At 36.1% G+C, this 18,200-nt stretch carries 10 protein-coding genes; all 10 read left to right on the top strand.

From position 1 onward, the window contains the following. Positions 1 to 731 precede the first annotated feature (731 nt). Positions 732 to 1,853: a glycoside hydrolase family protein gene (locus BN2628_RS09185; protein ID WP_154668441.1), complete on the top strand. Its 1,122-nt coding sequence runs from the start codon at positions 732 to 734 to the stop codon at positions 1,851 to 1,853. Between the two features lie 32 nt (positions 1,854 to 1,885). After that, complete coding sequence (locus BN2628_RS09180) at positions 1,886 to 4,414, top strand: glycoside hydrolase family protein (RefSeq protein WP_055096936.1); 2,529 nt, start codon at positions 1,886 to 1,888, stop codon at positions 4,412 to 4,414. A gap of 239 nt (positions 4,415 to 4,653) precedes the next feature. Beyond that, entirely contained in the window at positions 4,654 to 6,441 is a 1,788-nt protein-coding gene (locus BN2628_RS09175) for a hypothetical protein (protein ID WP_055096934.1), read from the top strand. A gap of 238 nt (positions 6,442 to 6,679) precedes the next feature. Further along, positions 6,680 to 7,222 carry an RNA polymerase sigma-70 factor gene (locus BN2628_RS09170; protein ID WP_055096932.1) on the top strand — a complete coding sequence of 181 codons (543 nt, stop codon included), beginning with the start codon at positions 6,680 to 6,682 and terminating at the stop codon, positions 7,220 to 7,222. 67 nt (positions 7,223 to 7,289) lie between these two features. Beyond that, positions 7,290 to 8,279, top strand: a complete 990-nt coding sequence (locus tag BN2628_RS09165) for a FecR family protein (protein WP_021931936.1) — start codon at positions 7,290 to 7,292, stop codon at positions 8,277 to 8,279. 145 nt (positions 8,280 to 8,424) lie between these two features. Continuing rightward, positions 8,425 to 11,868 carry a TonB-dependent receptor gene (locus BN2628_RS09160; protein WP_021931937.1) on the top strand — a complete coding sequence of 1,148 codons (3,444 nt, stop codon included), beginning with the start codon at positions 8,425 to 8,427 and terminating at the stop codon, positions 11,866 to 11,868. An 11-nt stretch (positions 11,869 to 11,879) separates the two neighbouring features. Continuing rightward, positions 11,880 to 13,700, top strand: coding sequence for a RagB/SusD family nutrient uptake outer membrane protein (locus BN2628_RS09155; protein WP_055097155.1), 1,821 nt, complete (start codon positions 11,880 to 11,882; stop codon positions 13,698 to 13,700). Between the two features lie 20 nt (positions 13,701 to 13,720). After that, positions 13,721 to 14,401 carry a DUF3823 domain-containing protein gene (locus BN2628_RS09150; protein ID WP_055096930.1) on the top strand — a complete coding sequence of 227 codons (681 nt, stop codon included), beginning with the start codon at positions 13,721 to 13,723 and terminating at the stop codon, positions 14,399 to 14,401. A 93-nt stretch (positions 14,402 to 14,494) separates the two neighbouring features. After that, positions 14,495 to 16,564: a glutaminase family protein gene (locus BN2628_RS09145; RefSeq protein WP_055096928.1), complete on the top strand. Its 2,070-nt coding sequence runs from the start codon at positions 14,495 to 14,497 to the stop codon at positions 16,562 to 16,564. Positions 16,565 to 16,632: 68 nt separating this feature from the next. Then, positions 16,633 to 18,200 (top strand): glycoside hydrolase family 97 N-terminal domain-containing protein (locus tag BN2628_RS09140; RefSeq protein ID WP_055096926.1); only part of this gene is annotated, 1,568 nt, incomplete at its 3' end.

Raw genomic sequence — 18,200 nt, 5'->3', positions numbered from 1 at the left:
TAATAACCTAAAATAATATCTGTTATGAGAAAAATACGTAAAGTCTTTATCCTTTTGTGGTTCCCTGTTATTTTTTGCTGTTTTTTTATTGAGCAGGTTTTTTCAATGAACGATACACATTCTTGGACATTTGCTCAAAAAGCTATGGGACAAAATTATTCTAGTGGGCAATTGATGACTTATACTGTGCCGGAAGAATATCCTTTGGAAGGATCTCAAAAATTCAATGTCTCAGTAAATGGATATTATACAGGTATTTATAATGACAATAATCTGTGGGGAGGAAATGTAAATTTTGGGTATTTTGATTTTGAAGCAGGAAATTCGGTAAATATTGTTGTATCTTATAGCGGTTCGATCGATTCATTTGAGATATTACCAAAAGGATTTAATATACAAGCCGAAAAAGTATCTGATAACGCTTTATCTTTCCAGATTAGTAACGTAGAACAGTATATAACCGTAATAATAAATGGCAATTATAAAGGCGATGTTTTACATTTATTTGCAAATAGTATAGATAAGAATATTCCTAATGTTGCTCAAAAGGAAGGGTATTATTTTGATAAGAAACAAGGTATCCATTATTTTGGACCGGGATATTATAAATTGAGTGAAATGTTTAGTAATGGCACATTATCGGTCAATAAAAAAAAGGTAATTTACCTTGCAGGTGGTGCTGTTTTGGATGGACAGTTGGGTTTCAATCAAAGTTCTTNCGAGGGATGATTATGAATAAGGAAGAAAAAGGTATGGATAATCGTGTCGTTTTGTCTGTATCAGCATCGACAGGAGGAACTATAGAAGGAATAATTATTCATGGACACAGAGCTCCGGGTTGGGTGTGCACAAATGATAAAAGTTCAGGGTTGTCGTATCGTAATGTAAAAATTATAAGTACCCGCTATGCGAGTACCGATGGTATTGACATTAATCAATGTACCGATTTTACATTTGAGAATATGTTTATTCGAAGTTGTGACGATGCAGTTGCCATTAAAGGTTTAGATGCCGAAACGTCTGCTCCAGTAGATTGCCGGCCGAATAAAAATCTCTTGTTTGAGAAAATGCAATTGTGGAATGATTGTAATAATGCTTTTGGAATGGGGGCAGAAACTCGGGCTTCGCTATACGAAAATATTTCTTTAAGAAATAGCGATATATTATTTTCATATGATGACCCCAATTATCATGAAACTTTAGATGAACGTTCGGCAATGAATATATGTGCTTTACATGGGACATATTTTAGAAATATAGTTTTTGAGAATATTCGAGTCAATAGATGTGAGCGTTTAATAGGACTTGGCTTTAAAGATAATTTTTGGTTTGGTTCCATACAGGGAGACCAAAGTTATCCTGGAGGAATTGATGGTGTCATATTTCGGAATATAATCTGTGAATCGAATAGTGGAAGTAAAATTGCAAACGATATATGGCTTTATGGATGGTATAAGGAGGGAACCCCTACGAAACAAGTGAAAAATATCACTTTTGATAATGTAATAATAGAAGGTAATTTATTGCAAAATGACCAGAGTATCAAAACAAATAATGTCTCTGGGATTATTTTGGTTAAAGATTTGTTTTTTAATACCGGTTTAGATGTTACAGAAGTTCGAGAAAAATATGCAGTAAAAGTATATCCTACGATATTGAATCAAGGTGAAAATATTTATTTGGAGGGAGACCCTATTCTTAAATGTAGTGCTTATTCTTCATTGGGTCAGTTATTGGGTGATTATTCGGGAAAGTGTATTATCTCTACAGCTGAGTGGCCCAGCGGAATCAATTTTATTAAAATATTGGATGGGCGGTTATCATCTCAAGTGACGGCTATTATAGTACGGTAATTTTATAGGTTTGATTTATATTAAAATTGTTTATGAAAAAGGCAAATCTTTTATTTTGTTTAGGGATAATTTATTTTTTTAATGTCGTTTTGGTATTTGCCATTGAAGATACATCTAAGTGGTCTTTTGCCAGAAAAGCAGCTGGGCAGAGTTACAGTGATAATATAATTTCAACCTATATTCGTCCGTCGGAATATATATTAGAGACGACTGCGAGTATTAATGTGGCAATAAATGGAGTTTATACTGGAGTGTATAATTATAAGGATGACAAAGGAAAGGTGATACATTTTGCATCGCTGGAATGTGATGATGTTGTATCATCAGAAATTACTGTATCATATAGTACGACGATTAAGACGTTTGAGGTGTATACAGGTGAGGAACTTGTGTCGGTACAAAAGAAATCGGCAAAAGTGATAGGGTTTAAATCTCCGGCAATTGATAGAGAGCTGATTATTGAGCTTATAGGAAATACTCGAAGCGATATATTGCATTTATTTATTAATAGTAAGGGAAAAGGTTTTCCTCAGGTTGAAAGTCCTCAAGGATATATTTATGATGAGAGTTCTGGATTGTGTATTTTTGGTCCAGGATATTATGATTTGAGCAAGATGTCTATTAATGCAGAACTGCGTAAGGCAAAAAGTATCTATATAATGGGAGGTGCATTGGTAGATGAGTGGATTGGTTTTGATGGAAGTTTGGATGACCGGGTATATGGAAGAGGTCTGTTCATGGGTAATAAATCTTTAGGAATGAAACTGGTGAGTCCTGTAAATTCAAAAATTCAATTGAATGACGATATTTGGGAATTTGCTATAAAAGCTATTGGAGAACGTACAACAGATGAGAATCTTATAACTTATTCCAGGCCTTTGGAATATCCGATGGAGGGACCGGCTCAGTTTACGGTTTCGGTAAATGGCAAATATACAGGTATTTATAATGATAATAATTGTTTTGGAGGAAATGTCAATTTTGGATATTTTGATTTTAAAGAAAATGTTCCAGTGACTATTGATATTTCTTATGCTGGTATATTGGACGATTTTGATTTGATCCCTGATCGTTATGGGGTAAGGGCATATAGAAAAGATGACCGAACGATTACTTTTACATTGAATGAGGCGGATGTAAATTTAACTTTAATAGTAAATGATGATTATCGAGGAGATGTATTACATCTATTTGCAAACAGTATAGACGAAGAGGTTCCGGAATCGGTAAGAGGAAAAAGTGGATATATTTATGAACCTACGTCAAAATTGCATTATTTTGGTCCGGGATATTATGATTTGAGTGAATTTTTCTCGGAAGGAAAACTGACATTGAATAAAGACCATAGGGCTTATCTTGCTGGAGGAGCCGTTTTAGATGGTCAGTTGTGTATATCGTCAGGGACTTCGGCACGTATTTTTGGTCGTGGTATGGTGATGAACCAAGAACATAATAAAGGTATGGTAACACAAGTGAAGTGGTCTTCTGGCGCTACAGTAGAAGGCATTATAATACATGGGCACAGAGCAAAAAGTTGGACGACAGGTGTAGATAATAGTTCTGATATACATTTTAAAAATGTAAAGATTATTTCTACCCGTTATGCTAGTACCGATGGATGTGATATAAATCTTTCGACCGATTGTACGTTCGAGAATATGTTTATCCGAGCATGTGACGACGCAATAGCAATAAAAGGCATGGCTCCTTCAACGACCCTGCCTTCGAATTATAAACCTAATCGAAATTTGACATTTGAACGTATTCAGTTGTGGAATGATGCGAACAATGCGTTTGGCTTGGGAGCAGAGACCCAGGCCTCAATATATGAGAATATTTCTTTGAAAAATAGTGATATATTGTTTTCGTATGACGACCCGAATCACCATGAGCAGTTAGACGAACGTTCGGCAATGAATATTTGTGCTTTACATGGAACGTATTTCAGGAATATTCTTTTTGAAGATATTCGAGTATATCGTTGTGAACGATTGATTGGTCTTGGATTTAAAAATGATTTTTGGTTTGGCTCTCTTCTGGGAAATCAAAAATTACCGGGAGGAATAGAGGAGATAACATTTCGGAATGTTACTTCGATGTCGAACAGTGGGAGCGAGATTGCGAATGACATCTGGCTTTATGGCTGGTATGAAGATGGAACACCAATGAAGGAAGTAAAAAATATTGTTTTTGATAATGTCATAATAGAGGGAAATTTGTTGACAGGAGATGATAATATGCATATAAAAACAAATAATACGGATGACCATGAATTGGTGAAAAATTTAATATTTAAGAATTCCGTTTCGGATATGAATTTATTTGTAAATGATAATCGTCAAGTTTCGATGTACCCGATTGCAACGGATGCGGGAAGAAATATTTATGTTATTGGAATATCATCTCCATGTTGGCAGGCATATAATGTTAACGGATATTTATGTAAAGAAGGAGTTGGAAATATGATTCCTGTAAATGGGTGGAGTCCGGGTGTTTATTTGGTAAAAATTTATGACACTGATAATAATATAATAAAAGTTGGGAAGATTATTATTAGATAATAATATAACGGTACAACTGTTTATAAACGGAGTTTTATGAAAATAAAATTCCGTTTTTATTTAAACTGATATGAAGATTATTTATACAAATAAGATAAAATATTTTCAAGAAAAATGAGTATGAATATAAGTTCGATTGTTAATCTAATATAAAGGCTGAAATATAACTTTATTGAATCTGTTTTTATGCGCCAATAGAAACAAATTAATTTTTATTGTTAACTTTAAATTATGCTACAATGAAAAAGAAGTATTACTTATCTTTTGCGTTCGTATTATTTTGCGGAGTTTCAGGGAATACATGGGCCGAAGGCCATACATTTACGGGTGGAGCAGGTACGACAGATGACCCGTATCAGGTAGTGACAGTAGATGATTTGAAAGCTGTCGGTGATTATACGGCTCAAAGTTCTGTTTGCTTTAAATTAATGAATGATATCGATCTTACTGGAGTGGTTTGGAATCCAATAGGCTCTACTATCGATAATGCTTTTGAGGGCACATTTGATGGTAATGGAAAAGTGATTACAGGCTTGGAAATGACGGGTGCGAGCGATGGATTGGGATTCTTTGGTCGTATACAGGCTCCGGGTGTTGTAAAAAATTTGACAATTTATGGGGCATACATAGAGGGAGGAAATTGGTGTGGTATTATATGTTCTACAAATGGAAATTGGGAAAAGAAAGGCGGTTCGATAGTAAACTGTAAGGTGATAAACAGCCAAATTGATGGCCTTGATAATATTGGAGGTATTGTTGGCGTAAATGAAGGAAATATCGATAATTGCCAGGTACTGGGGGTAACAGTAACAGGTGGGGCTGGTATTGCCGCGGTTTCGGGATTTAATCAATGCATTGGGACTGGACGCTATGTTCGCAACTGTGTGGCTACCGGGTCAGTCGAGGGTACAAAACAAGTAGGAGGAATTATTGGTTTTTTGCAGCTTGAGCAAGCTGTAGAAGATAATCCTGGTGTTCAAAATTGTGCAAATTATTGTACGGTTACTGCCAGTGAAGATGCTGTTGGTGGAATTGTTGGATATCAACAAGGAATTAAAACAACGGTTATAGACAATAATTTCAATTGTGGTAAAATATCAGGACCGGGAGCCGGAGGTATTGGTGGTTCTCCAATTGATGGTATTGTACAGAACTGTTATTCTACAGGAGATGTTGTAGCATCGGCTTTGAATACAGCAGTTTGGTCGGGAGGAATTACAGGAACATCGTATCAGTCAATTTCCGGTTGTTATGCTGCAGGGTCGATAACCGGTTCGGGAGATATAAAGATTGGAGGCATTTGTGGGCGTAATTGGCCATCTTTGACTGTAACAAATTGCTTCTATAATAAAGATGGTGCGGTAATGAACATGGGGGAAGGACATGATGAAGTTACTTTTGATGCACAAGGTCTTGCGTTGAACGATATGAAATCATTATCAAACATGAAATTTAATAATGCCGATAAATGGCAAATTATTGAAGGACAGACATTCCCGTTTTTTGTTAATCAAACGGCTCCCGTATCTGTAGAGAAATGTGCAAAAAATGGTGCCGAGGGTTCTTATACCGGTAATTTATCTCAATTTTATGTATTATCTGCTTATGGGGAGTTATTGGATATTACGACAGAAATTGGAGATGGAAAATGGAGTGTGCGTTGGGATGAAACATTTGTGTTGGAAAAAGATAGAATAACTTTTATAGCTATGGAAGACGGTAAGATGCCTTCATATTCGGTTATAGGTGTTGTAAATGATGAGATGTTACCGGTGGGTATTGAGGATGTTAAGGCCGAATCGGGTGTGACAATTAATATTGGAAAAGAATCAATTGATTTGTCAGTTCCTGAAAACGTGGCTAATGCGCAAGTATTTTTATATAATATCGGTTCATTGGCATGTGTTTATGGTTCTGGTTTGAATTGTGGTTATCATACTATTTCTACGGCAAATTTTGTTTCAGGAGTGTATGCTTTGCTAGTCCGGACAAATCTTGGTACTTCAGTTATAAAAATAGTACGATGATAATTATATAATATAAAAATATAATTAAATTTGGGACATGCTATTATTTTTTATAATAGTATGTCCTTTTCTCCTTTATAATTAGATTTCAGTCACAAAAATTGTTGGAAAATAGTCCGATACATGAGTATATATTAATGATAAAATACTATTGAAAAGCAAGATTTTTTATGATAATAATATAAAAGAAAAAGGTGGTCATAGGTCTGAGTTTATAATTTTATGAAGAGGGTGACAGATGCCGGATATTATAGAAAAATATAAGAAGTTATATTTAGAGAATGCTAAGTCATTGATTCGATTTGCATGTCGTTTTGTTGACAGGTATTCAGCAGAGGATATTGTTCAAGATGCATTTATAAAATTGTACGAAAAGAAATTTTGGGATTTTCCGGATGTTGATTTATTAAAGTTATTATATACGACAGTCAGGAATTTATGCATTAATCAATTACAACATCAGTCTTTCGTTTCAGATTATAAAGCTCGGAAGACAGCAGAATTATTATTAAAGGAGATAGATGGGTATTGTATAGAAAAGGAGATTGTAGATAGGGATTTATTTCAAAATGTACAGAAAATTATAAATTTGCTTCCTTCTAAAAGATTGGAAATATTTAAATTATATTATATTAAGGGGTTAGATTCTAAGACTATTGCAGAACAACTTGGATTATCACAGCGAACAGTGGAAAATAATTTGTACAGAGCCCTTGTATTTTTGAGGCAGCATATTCCGGCAGAGCTTTTATTTTGTTTTATTTTGATATTTCGAATGTAGTAATATTTTTTATTCAAATGAGTATTTTTTGAGTGTCAAATGTTAAATATATAAAGATGAAATACTGATGAACGAATCGCAGGAAGATATAGATATTTTGATTATGGAATTTCTGGAAAATAAACTTTCGGAAAAAGAGTTGCGTCATTTTTTTGAATGGGTATGTGCAGATAAAAAAAATGAGAAATACTTTTTTGACTTGAAAGCCATACATGATTCGAGGTCTAATTTTTCTGTTGATATAAATGAAAGTTGGTGTCGGCTAGAGATTAAATTGCAGCAGAAACAGGAAGATATACAAAAGAAGAAACGTTTTATCATACGATGCATTTCATCTGTTGCAGCAATTTTTATTTTTCTTGTAGGACTTTCTTGGTATTTTGTTTCAAATGGATTTGGGATAGGGGAGCCGGAGACTTATTCTTATTTTACAGGTGGTGCTCCGGGGGAAGTTCGTTTGCCGGACGGTACTTGTATAAAATTGGGAGCGAATACCAGTATAAGTTATACGTCGGAATATGGGGTAAAGAAGCGTGCGGTCATATTGGATGGAGAGGGCTTTTTTGATGTTGCGAAAGATGAGCAGAAACCATTTGTTGTAATTTCGGGGGATCAATGTATTAGTGTATTAGGAACAAAATTTAATGTACGTTCTTATCCGTCTGATACTGTATTTATTACAACTTTGTTAGAAGGTTCTGTAAAATTTGTTGCATCAAATTTTGAGAGTGGAAAAGTGTTGAGACCGGGAGAACAACTAAAGTATAATCGGTCAAATACACAAGTAGAAATAAGTGTGGTTGATACTGACGAGGTGGTCTCTTGGTTAAATAATTATTATACTTTTCAGCCACAATCATTGAAAGAGATTTTGGCCCGTATGAGTCATGTATATGATGTTACGTTCGAGTGTCTTGATACTACGATTGTGAATAAGTCGTTTCGGGGAACATTTTATCAAGGACAGGATTTGAGCGACTTTTTGGATGTGATAGGATTGGCTACAAATCTTAAGTATGAAAAACAGGATGGGAAAATAGTATTGTATAAGGAATAAAAATCATATTTTTTAGAAAGATGTTTTTAAACGAAGTTTTTTGAGAAATGTATGAGTTGGCGCACATACATTTCTCAGAGCAGATACCATGCGGTTATATTTCTTGCCTTTTACAGAAAAATAAAAAAATCTTAAATTACAAATTATGATAGCTAACAACCGATTATTTCTATTTTCGATGGTGAAGAGGCTTGTCTGTACAGTTCTGATGTTGTCGATAGTAGCTATATCTTTATTGGCGGCGAATGAACCTCCCCTTCAGACAAAGTTGACGATACGGATAGAAAAACAAACACTAAAAGATGCTGTTAAAAAAATAGAGTCGCAGTCGGAATATTTGTTTTTTTACAATGCAGATGAGATTAATGAAAATACGATAGTTTCTGTAAAAGCAGAGAATGCGACTATTAATAAGGTTCTTGATCTGTTATTGCAGAATACAGGAATTAAATATACTGTAAAAAATCGTCATATCGTTTTGGCAAAAGCAGATGTAAAAGTGAAGCGGAATATGCCGCCTAACTCTTCACAAGGTAAGAAAACGGTTACAGGACGGGTATTGGATATAAATGGAGAGCCTCTTTTAGGAGCAACTATAAGTATTAAGGGGTCTAAAAATCGGGTCGTTACTGATATGGATGGTTATTATACAATAACTGTTCCAGAAGAAATTTCCAATCCGGAAATATCCGTGACGTATATTGGTTATGATGAGGTGTCCGAAAAACTTGATGGTCGTTCGGATATGACGATACGTATGAGGGAAAATCAGGAGCTTTTGGGTGAAGTTGTCGTTGTCGGATATGGTACTCAAAAACGAGAATCAGTAACAAGTGCCATATCTATGGTCGGCTCAGAAGATATATCGCGGTCGGCAGCGACGAATACATCAGGTGCTCTGGTTGGTAAAGTTGCAGGTATCAATAGTCGTATGTCTGATGGACGACCGGGGAATTGGACAACATTGAATATTCGCAATATGGGCACACCTCTTTATGTTGTAGATGGGGTGCAAATGGAGGAAGGACAATTTAATAATATAGATTTTAATGATATTGAAAGTATCTCGGTATTGAAGGATGGCTCAGCTTCTATTTATGGTGTACGTGCAGCGAATGGTGTTGTGGTGGTAACGACAAAATCGGGAAGAAGGAATATGCCGAATACAGTTAATATCAATATGTATTATGGTTGGCAACATATATTTCGTTTTCCAAAACCGGCTTCTGCTGAGTCTTACGTAGAAAGTGAAATACAATCTAATACTATACAAGGAACTCAAGGAAAGTTTACAGTAGAAGATCTTACAAAGTGGAAACAAGGAACTGAAAAAGGTTATATTCCTTTTGACTGGTATGATTATGTGTTTGTAACTTCTCCGCAGTGGTATGTCAGTGCCAACACTACGGGGGGATCTGAGAAGATAAATTATTATTTAGCCCTGAGCCATATGAATCAAGATGCAGTCATTCGAAATTATGGCTATTTTGCTCGGACCAATATTCAGGCTAATATAGATGCTAATATAACTCGTAATTTTAAGGTTGGAGCATCTATTAATGGTCGTATACAAGAGACGAAGCATCCGGGGGTTGCGATGGATGATGACTATTGGACCGCAATGTATGCTGTATATGCTAATCTACCGACAGTGCATCCGTATGCCAATGATAATCCGAATTATCCGGCTCAAACATCTTCTGCAGGTTATACGAATTCAGCGTTGATGACGTATGATAAAGGTGGTGTGCATGTTGACCGTTGGAAAGTCTTGCAGACTACATTTAATGCCGAATGGGAGCCCGTAAAGAATTTAAAGATAAAAGGAATATTCAGTTATTATTATTCTAATCGGAGGATGGATAATCAAGAATATAGTTATAAATTATATGACTATAATGAGAAGACCGATTCCTATTCTGTCGTATTGAATTCTACCGGACGGTTCAAAGAAAGAGACATCCGTAATATCGAAGAATTGAATGGACAGATAAATGCCAGTTATAAATTTACAATAGAAGGTCATTCAGTAAATTTGTTCGCTGGAGCTGAAAGTTATAAACGAAACACTCCGGGCTTTTATATACAGTCAAGTCCTACATCAAATGCTTTGACTTTATTTTATCTTGATAATATCAAACAATTTAATGATGAGGGTGATAATACGCAGGCTCGGTTAGGATATGTAGGCCGTATCAATTATGATTATAAATCGAAATATTTACTTGAACTTGCTGCACGTTATGACGGTTCATGGAAATTTCCTAAAGGTCACAGATGGGGTTTTTTCCCCTCGGTTTCAGCAGGATGGAGAGTTTCTGAAGAATCTTTTTGGTCTGAATCGAACTTTAGTGATATTTTTTCAGATTTGAAAGTTCGTGCATCTTATGGTGAAATGGGAGATGACAACGTTTCGGGGTACAATGCTTTTGATTTCTTGGATGGATATAACTATAGTAAAGGAGGTGCTGTTATTGACGGGGAATGGGTTGTCGGGAGTCAAGCGCGGAATTTGGCGGTAACCAATCTTTCATGGATTAAAGCTAAAATTGTCGATGTAGGTCTTGATGTAGGCTTTTTTAATGGGAAATTGACCGGAGCGATAGATTATTTTAGAAGAATGCGTACCGGGTTACCTGCTTCTCGTTATGACAAACTTGTACCATCAGAGGCAGGGTTTAGTTTGCCTTATGAGAATTTGAATTCTGACTTGACAACGGGATTTGACGGCTCTTTAATCTGGCGTGACAAAGTAGGTAAGGTTGAATATTCAATTGGAGGAAATTTCACATTTGCCCGCCAATTAAATTGGCATCAGTATAAACCTCGTTTTGGGAATAGCCTCGAATGGTATGTATATTCTCAACATGAAAGGAATGCAGGATGGAGTTTTACGTATCAGACAGATGGACAATTTCAAAGTTGGGAAGAAATTGCGAATTATCCTATTGATATTGACGGAAAAGGTAATACTACATTACGTCCTGGGGATTTAAAGTATAAAGATAATAATAAAGATGGAATTATAGATGATCAGGATCAACGACCTACTGGATATCAGGGTTATGATTCTTCAACTCCGCCTTACCTGAACTATGCAATAAATGGCTCCTTGGCATATAGGGGCTTTGACTTGTCATTTGATTTTACGGGAAGTGCTTTTGCTACATTCTTTTTTAATTATGAGCAAAGATTTCCGTTTCATGGTGATCGGCCTAATCCTGAATATTATTTGAGTGATCAGTGGCATTTGTCTGATATTACCAATCCTGATAGCGAACTTATTCCCGGTACATTCCCTACGGTGTTAATGGGAAATTCCAATCATTCAAATTATAAAGCAAGTGATTTTTGGATGCGTAATGTGCGGTATTTAAAGCTTAGAAATTTAGAGTTTGGATATACTTTCCCAGATAAATGGATGAAAAAAATGCATGTAAAGAAGCTGCGTGTTTATACCTTGATGCAAAATTTATTTTCAATTGATAATGTACATGATAGAGGTATAGATCCGGAAATTTATTCGGCTTCGGCGATTAATTATCCGACCAATAGAGTGATTAATTTTGGTTTGACCTTAACTCTCTAAAATGAATAATGATGAAAACAGTATGTAGAATTTTTTTGAGTATAGTTTTGATTGTATCGATTGTTTCATGTTCAGATTTTCTTGACCGGGAATCGGATTCCATATTTACTGATGACCAGATTTTCTCGGATGAAGCTATGATTAAATCAGCTCTTGCTAATTTTTATGGACGTATCAATTGGGGACAAAGTTTTGATAATGAGGGAAACCAATTTGGTATGATAGATGAGGCCTGTTTTGCAAATGGGATAGATAATTCTATTACTTTTGCCGATGATTTGTGGAGAGTTTATCCTTATGAGCTTATACGCAATTTAAATCAGTTTATTCATGGAGTACGTACAACGACTGTATTGGAGCAAGCTGATAGATTAAAAATAGAGGCAGAGGCTCGTTTTATACGAGCTTGGGCCTACTTTAATATGGCTCGTTGTTTAGGTGGAATGCCGATTGTGGGGGATAATGTATTTGAGTATGACCCTAAGGGAGATATTGTTGCTATGCAATTTCCTCGTTCGACAGAGGGCGGAATTTATAATTATGTTATAGATGAGTGCTCTTGGGCAGGAAAATACCTATCGGATAATCCGTCAGAGAATATCAATGCGGCTCGGGCGAATAAATGGGTGGCCTTGTCCTTAAAAGCTCGTGCTGCGATATATGCAGGGTCTTTGGCTAAATATAATAATCAGGTAACTCCACAGATAAAGACCAATGGTCCGGGTGTTGGAATTAGTGCTGATTCTGCAGCATATTATTATAATATAGCGTATGAAACGGCCGATTCTATCATTCGTTCGGGGAAATATCAATTGTATAATAAAGAAAGTGACAAAAGTCACAATTTTTATATGGCAACAGCGTCGAAAAATGATAATCCTGAAGTAATATGGGCCTTGGATTATAAATATCCGGATAAAGTGCAGGATTTTTCAATAAAGAGTTGCCCTAAGATTTTAGCAATGTCTACTACTTATAATCGGGTCACGCCTTTACTCAATTTAGTGGAAGCTTATGAGTATTTAGACAATCGTGATGGTCGGTTAGATGTTGGTACGGAAGAGTCTCCAAGGTTTTTTGATAGCCCGGCAGATTTATTTGACAATAAAGATCCTCGAATGAAAGGAACTATCATTTGTTCAGGTGATGAAATGTTGGGGACTCAAATAGATTTTCAGGCTGGACAATATTATTATAAAGGGAGAAAGTGGGCAACGAGAGAGTCTGCAGTCGGTTCTTTAGACGATCAGGGAGATGTGATTACATCTATTAATGGACCTAAATCATCTTCAAATTGGTTTGATAATCAGACCGGTTTTAGTTTTCGGAAATTTTTAGATGAAGATAAATCTGCCTATGATCCGGCTCATGGGAGTGAAATTTGGTATGTTCGTATTCGTTATGCTGAAATATTACTGATAGCATCAGAGGCAGCATTGGAGTTGGGAAATGATGATAAAGCATTGGAATATATCAATGATGTGCGGGAACGTGCGGGTTTAAATGATTTGGAATCGATGACCTTGTTAGATATAGAACAGGAGCGTCGGGTAGAATTTGCCTTGGAAAATCAGCGGTGGTGGGATTTGAAACGTTGGCGTAGATCTCATATAATTTGGGATGGAGTTAGTGAGTCAGCTCGACATTGGGCATTGTTCCCGTATAGAGTAAAAGACCCTCGTCGTCCTGAAAATGGAAAGTGGGTATTTATTCGTGTCAAGTCGAATGATATGCCCAATTATCGGACTTTTAAAATGCAAAATTATTATAACTTCTTGGATAATAGTTGGCTTACAAATAATCCTAAATTGATCAGAAATCCATATCAGTAATCAAGTAAAAAAATAAAAAGATGAGTAAAATAAATGTAACATATAAGGTATTTGGATACTTGTTTTTTATAATAAGCATTCATGGTTGCCAGATAGATAATTATGATGAACCTTCGAGTTTGTTGAAAGGCCACGTTGTTTATGAGGGTAAACCTATTGGAGTAAAAGCCACTGATGGGACAGTGCAATTGCAACTTTGGCAATCGGGATATGGTACAGAGACGCCTATTGCAGTAAACGTTGCTCAAGATGGCTCATATTCAATTATGCTTTTTGACGGAGAATATCGTTTGGTGGCAAAAGATGGGAATGGTCCTTGGGAAAATCGTCATGATGAGATACATTTTACGTTAAAAGGCGGTGCAATATTGGATTACCCGGTAATACCTTATTATACGATATCAGATGTCCAGTTTATTCCTAATGATAATAAAACAGAATTGACTGCAAAGTTTACGGTAACTCAAGTTGGAGAAAGTCAGGGCCTTGCATCGGTATTTCTATTAATCGGGAAAACTCGATTTATAGATTTAGCCACGACAGTAAAACAAGCAACCTCTTCTGGCATGACTGGTGAGGTAACGTTGACGGTGGACCTTTCTGATCTATCAAAGGAGAAAGCTCTTTTTGCCCGAGTTGGCGCAAGAATTAAAAATGTGGATGAGGCTGTTTATTCAACAGAAATATACTCGATTAGGTAATGATTGTTTATATACTGGTCTGGTTTCCCGGACCAGTATAAATCTGTTTTTGGGAAAAGAGTTATAGCCATGAATAATACAAATTTTTGAAATATGAAGAATTTATCAGTTATCTTTTTTGGGGTGTTACTATCAGTTTGTATATCATGTAGGGACACACAAAGCATTGTTAGAAATAGTGCTATGAAGAATGATTTACGAGCACCTGCATATCCATTAGTGATGATAGATCCATATACTAATGCTTGGATGTTTGGGGATACGCTTTATAAGGATGAAGTAAGGCATTGGACAGGCGAACCGTGTCCGTTGACCGGAGCTTTGCGTGTAGATGGTACGACCTATAGATTTATGGGAACTTCGAAAATCTATCCCGGTAATAAAGAGTCTGTTTTGACTCAAACAGCTGTGCAGAAAAAGGTGGATGTCCAGGCTACTCAAACATATTACGAATTTGAATGCGGACCGGTTTCTCTAAAATTGATTTTTACTTCACCATTATTATTGGATAATCTTGAGTTGTTGTCGCGACCGGTAAATTATATAACTTATGAAGTCTCATCTCTTGACAAAGCACCGCGACAAGTGGAAATTTATTTCGAGGCTTCCCCTTTTTGGGCAACGGATTCAGTAACACAGCCGGTAACAGTGGAGAGAGTGGAAGAGGATGGAATATTATGTTTAAAAACAGGGACAAAATCTCAGAAAATATTGAAAAAAAGTGGAGATAATGTGAGAATCGATTGGGGGTATTTTTATTTGGCTGTGCAAGAGGAAGACAATGTATCTGTGTGCATAGCACCGGCAGAAAACCTACGAACAACATTTTATAACGAAGGAAGAATTGAGGAAAAGGATATTAATTCACCGGATAATAGAAGTGGGGTTTGCATTAATTTAGGAGAGGTAAGTACTTCATCATCAGGAAAGGTAATGATTGGATATGATGATATTAATTCCATACAGTATTTTGGAACCAATCTTCGTCCTTATTGGAACAGATATGGTGATAAAAATATATTGGATATGATATCCGGAGCAGAGAAAGATTATGAAATGATAATGTCTCGATGCTATCAGTTCGATAACGAGCTGATGAGTACTGCAAGGTCTGTAGGTGGAAAAGAATATGCTGAGTTATGTGCCTTGGCTTATCGTCAGGCGATAGCAGCACATAAGTTAGTAGAGTCTCCTGATGGAGAGTTAATGTTTCTATCAAAAGAAAATTTCAGCAATGGTTCTATCGGTACGGTAGATATCACCTATCCTTCCTCTCCCTTATTCCTTCTATATAATGTGGAGTTAGTCAAGGCCCTTTTGAATCCAATTTTTCATTATAGTGAAAGTGGAAGATGGTCTAAACCTTTCCCCGCACATGATATAGGTACTTATCCGTTGGCCAATGGCCAAACGTATAATGGAGATATGCCGATAGAAGAATCTGGCAATATGCTTATTCTCACCTCAGCGATATGTTCATTGGAAGGAAATGCAGACTATGCATTACAGCATTGGGAAACTCTGACCAAATGGGTACAATACTTAGAAGAAAAGGGTTTAGACCCCGAAGAGCAATTATGTACTGATGACTTTGCTGGACACTTTGCTCATAATACGAATTTGTCGATAAAAGCGATATTGGGCATTGCCAGTTATAGCAGACTGGCGAGACAGTTGGGAGAGGAGAGTCTTTCTGATAGATATCGAAAAGTAGCATTAGAAATGTCAGATAAATGGATTCGGATGTCAGAAGATGGAGACCATTATCGGTTGACATTCGATAAACAGGGAACATGGAGTCAGAAATATAATTTGATTTGGAACAAAATCATGAATATGGGAATCTTTCCGGATTCTATAATAGATAGAGAGCTACGATATTATCGGACGCAACAGAATCGGTATGGCTTGCCGCTAGATAATCGAGCTACTTATACAAAGACCGATTGGATTATATGGACAGCGAGTTTATCATCAGATACAACAACTTTTCGAGAATTTGTAAAACCATTATATCGATTTATGAATGAGACAGAAGACCGTATTCCGATGTCAGACTGGATTTTTACCGATAAGCCTCATCATAAAGGGTTTCGTGCTCGGTCGGTAGTAGGAGGGTATTTTATAAAAATGTTAGATGGTAAGTTGAATAGGCATCCTTGAATTTTTGTTTGAAAAGTTTAACTTTGTATTATCTATAACTTTGTCTGTTAACAATAATTCTATAAAATATGGAAAGTGCAAAAAAGAAATTGAAAGTAAAATGTATTTTGAGTGGGATATTATCTATTTTATTATGTATGGCTTGTGATACGGGTGAAAAAATGTCTTTGACGAGTCCAGATAGTAAGGTGTCGGTAAACGTTTATTTAAGAGAAGGAAAATTATTTTATGATGTTGAATTAGAAAATTCTCCTGTCCTTGAAGCATCCCCATTGGGAATTACGACAAAGAATAGCGATTTTACTAAAGATTTGATTTTTGAAGATATTTCAGAATTGAAAGAAGAGAACCAGCAGTATAGTTTACTTCGAGGTAAAAAATCTCAAGTTACACAATCTTATAAAGAACAAATGTTTAATGTAAAAAATAAGGAAGGTAAACAACTGGGAGTAATATTTCGAGTGAGTAATGATGGAGTTGCCTATGCTTATAATATAAAAGGAAATGGGGAAGAAGAAGTATTATCTGAAAATTCGGGATTTAATTTTCCGGAAAAGACAACTGCATTTATGGCGCCATTGGCAAAAGCCAAGTCTGGGTGGGCTAAGACAAATCCGAGTTATGAAGATCATTATCAGTTAGATATTCCTATAGGAACTCCATCTGATTATGGACAGGGGTGGGTATATCCGGCCTTATTCCGTATAGGAGATGAAGGTTGGGTTTTGATTTCAGAGACAGGGGTTGATTGTAATTATGTAGCAACACATTTAGCTGATGATTCTCAAGGAGGGTTGTATAAAGTGGAGTTTCCCCATGCAGATCATAATTTGCCAGAAGACCCAGCGACAGCTGCAGTTACTTTGCCTTTTACAACACCATGGAGAACAATAACGATAGGAGAGAACCTGAATACTATTGTTGAGTCTACTATGGCTCAAGATTTGGTTACTCCTTATTATAGTCCGAATGGCGATTATAGGTCTGGAAAGGCCAGCTGGAGTTGGTTAGTGTATAATGATGGTCATACGACTTATAAAGATACAAAAGAGTTCATTGATTTAGCAGATAGTTTAGATTTTGAATATTGTCTGATTGATGCTATTTGGGATACACAAATAGGTAGAGATAAAATAGAAGAACTGGCGAAATATGCTGCAGTTAAAAATATAGGACTTATCCTTTGGTACAATTCTAATGGAAATTGGAATGATGCTCCACAGAGTCCTCTGAACCGAATGAATACACGTGATGCCAGAAGAGAGGAATTGGCTTGGATGCAAAAAATTGGAATAAAAGGAATAAAAGTTGATTTCTTTGGGGGAGATAAACAGAGTGGAATGCAACTATATCAGGATATTTTGGAAGATGCAAATGATTTTGGCATTGCTTGTAATTTTCATGGGGCAACTCTTCCCAGAGGGTGGGATCGTATGTTTCCAAATTTTGTGACAGCTGAAGCTGTTATGGGGATGGAATTCTGTAAATTTGACCAAAAAAATGCGGATTGGCAACCAAAACATTGTACGATATTGCCATTTATTCGTAATGTGGTAGCCCCGATGGATTTTACACCGGTCGTTTTAAATCCTACTCTTGGCGAGGTTCCGGGTACAGGGGCCAAGAGAATGACTAC

This window comes from Gabonia massiliensis (assembly GCF_001403595.1).
Classification (GTDB): Bacteria; Bacteroidota; Bacteroidia; order Bacteroidales; family Coprobacteraceae; genus Coprobacter; species Coprobacter secundus.
Note: the sequence above shows the minus strand (reverse complement) of the source record. Positions and strands in the feature narration are given on the sequence as shown.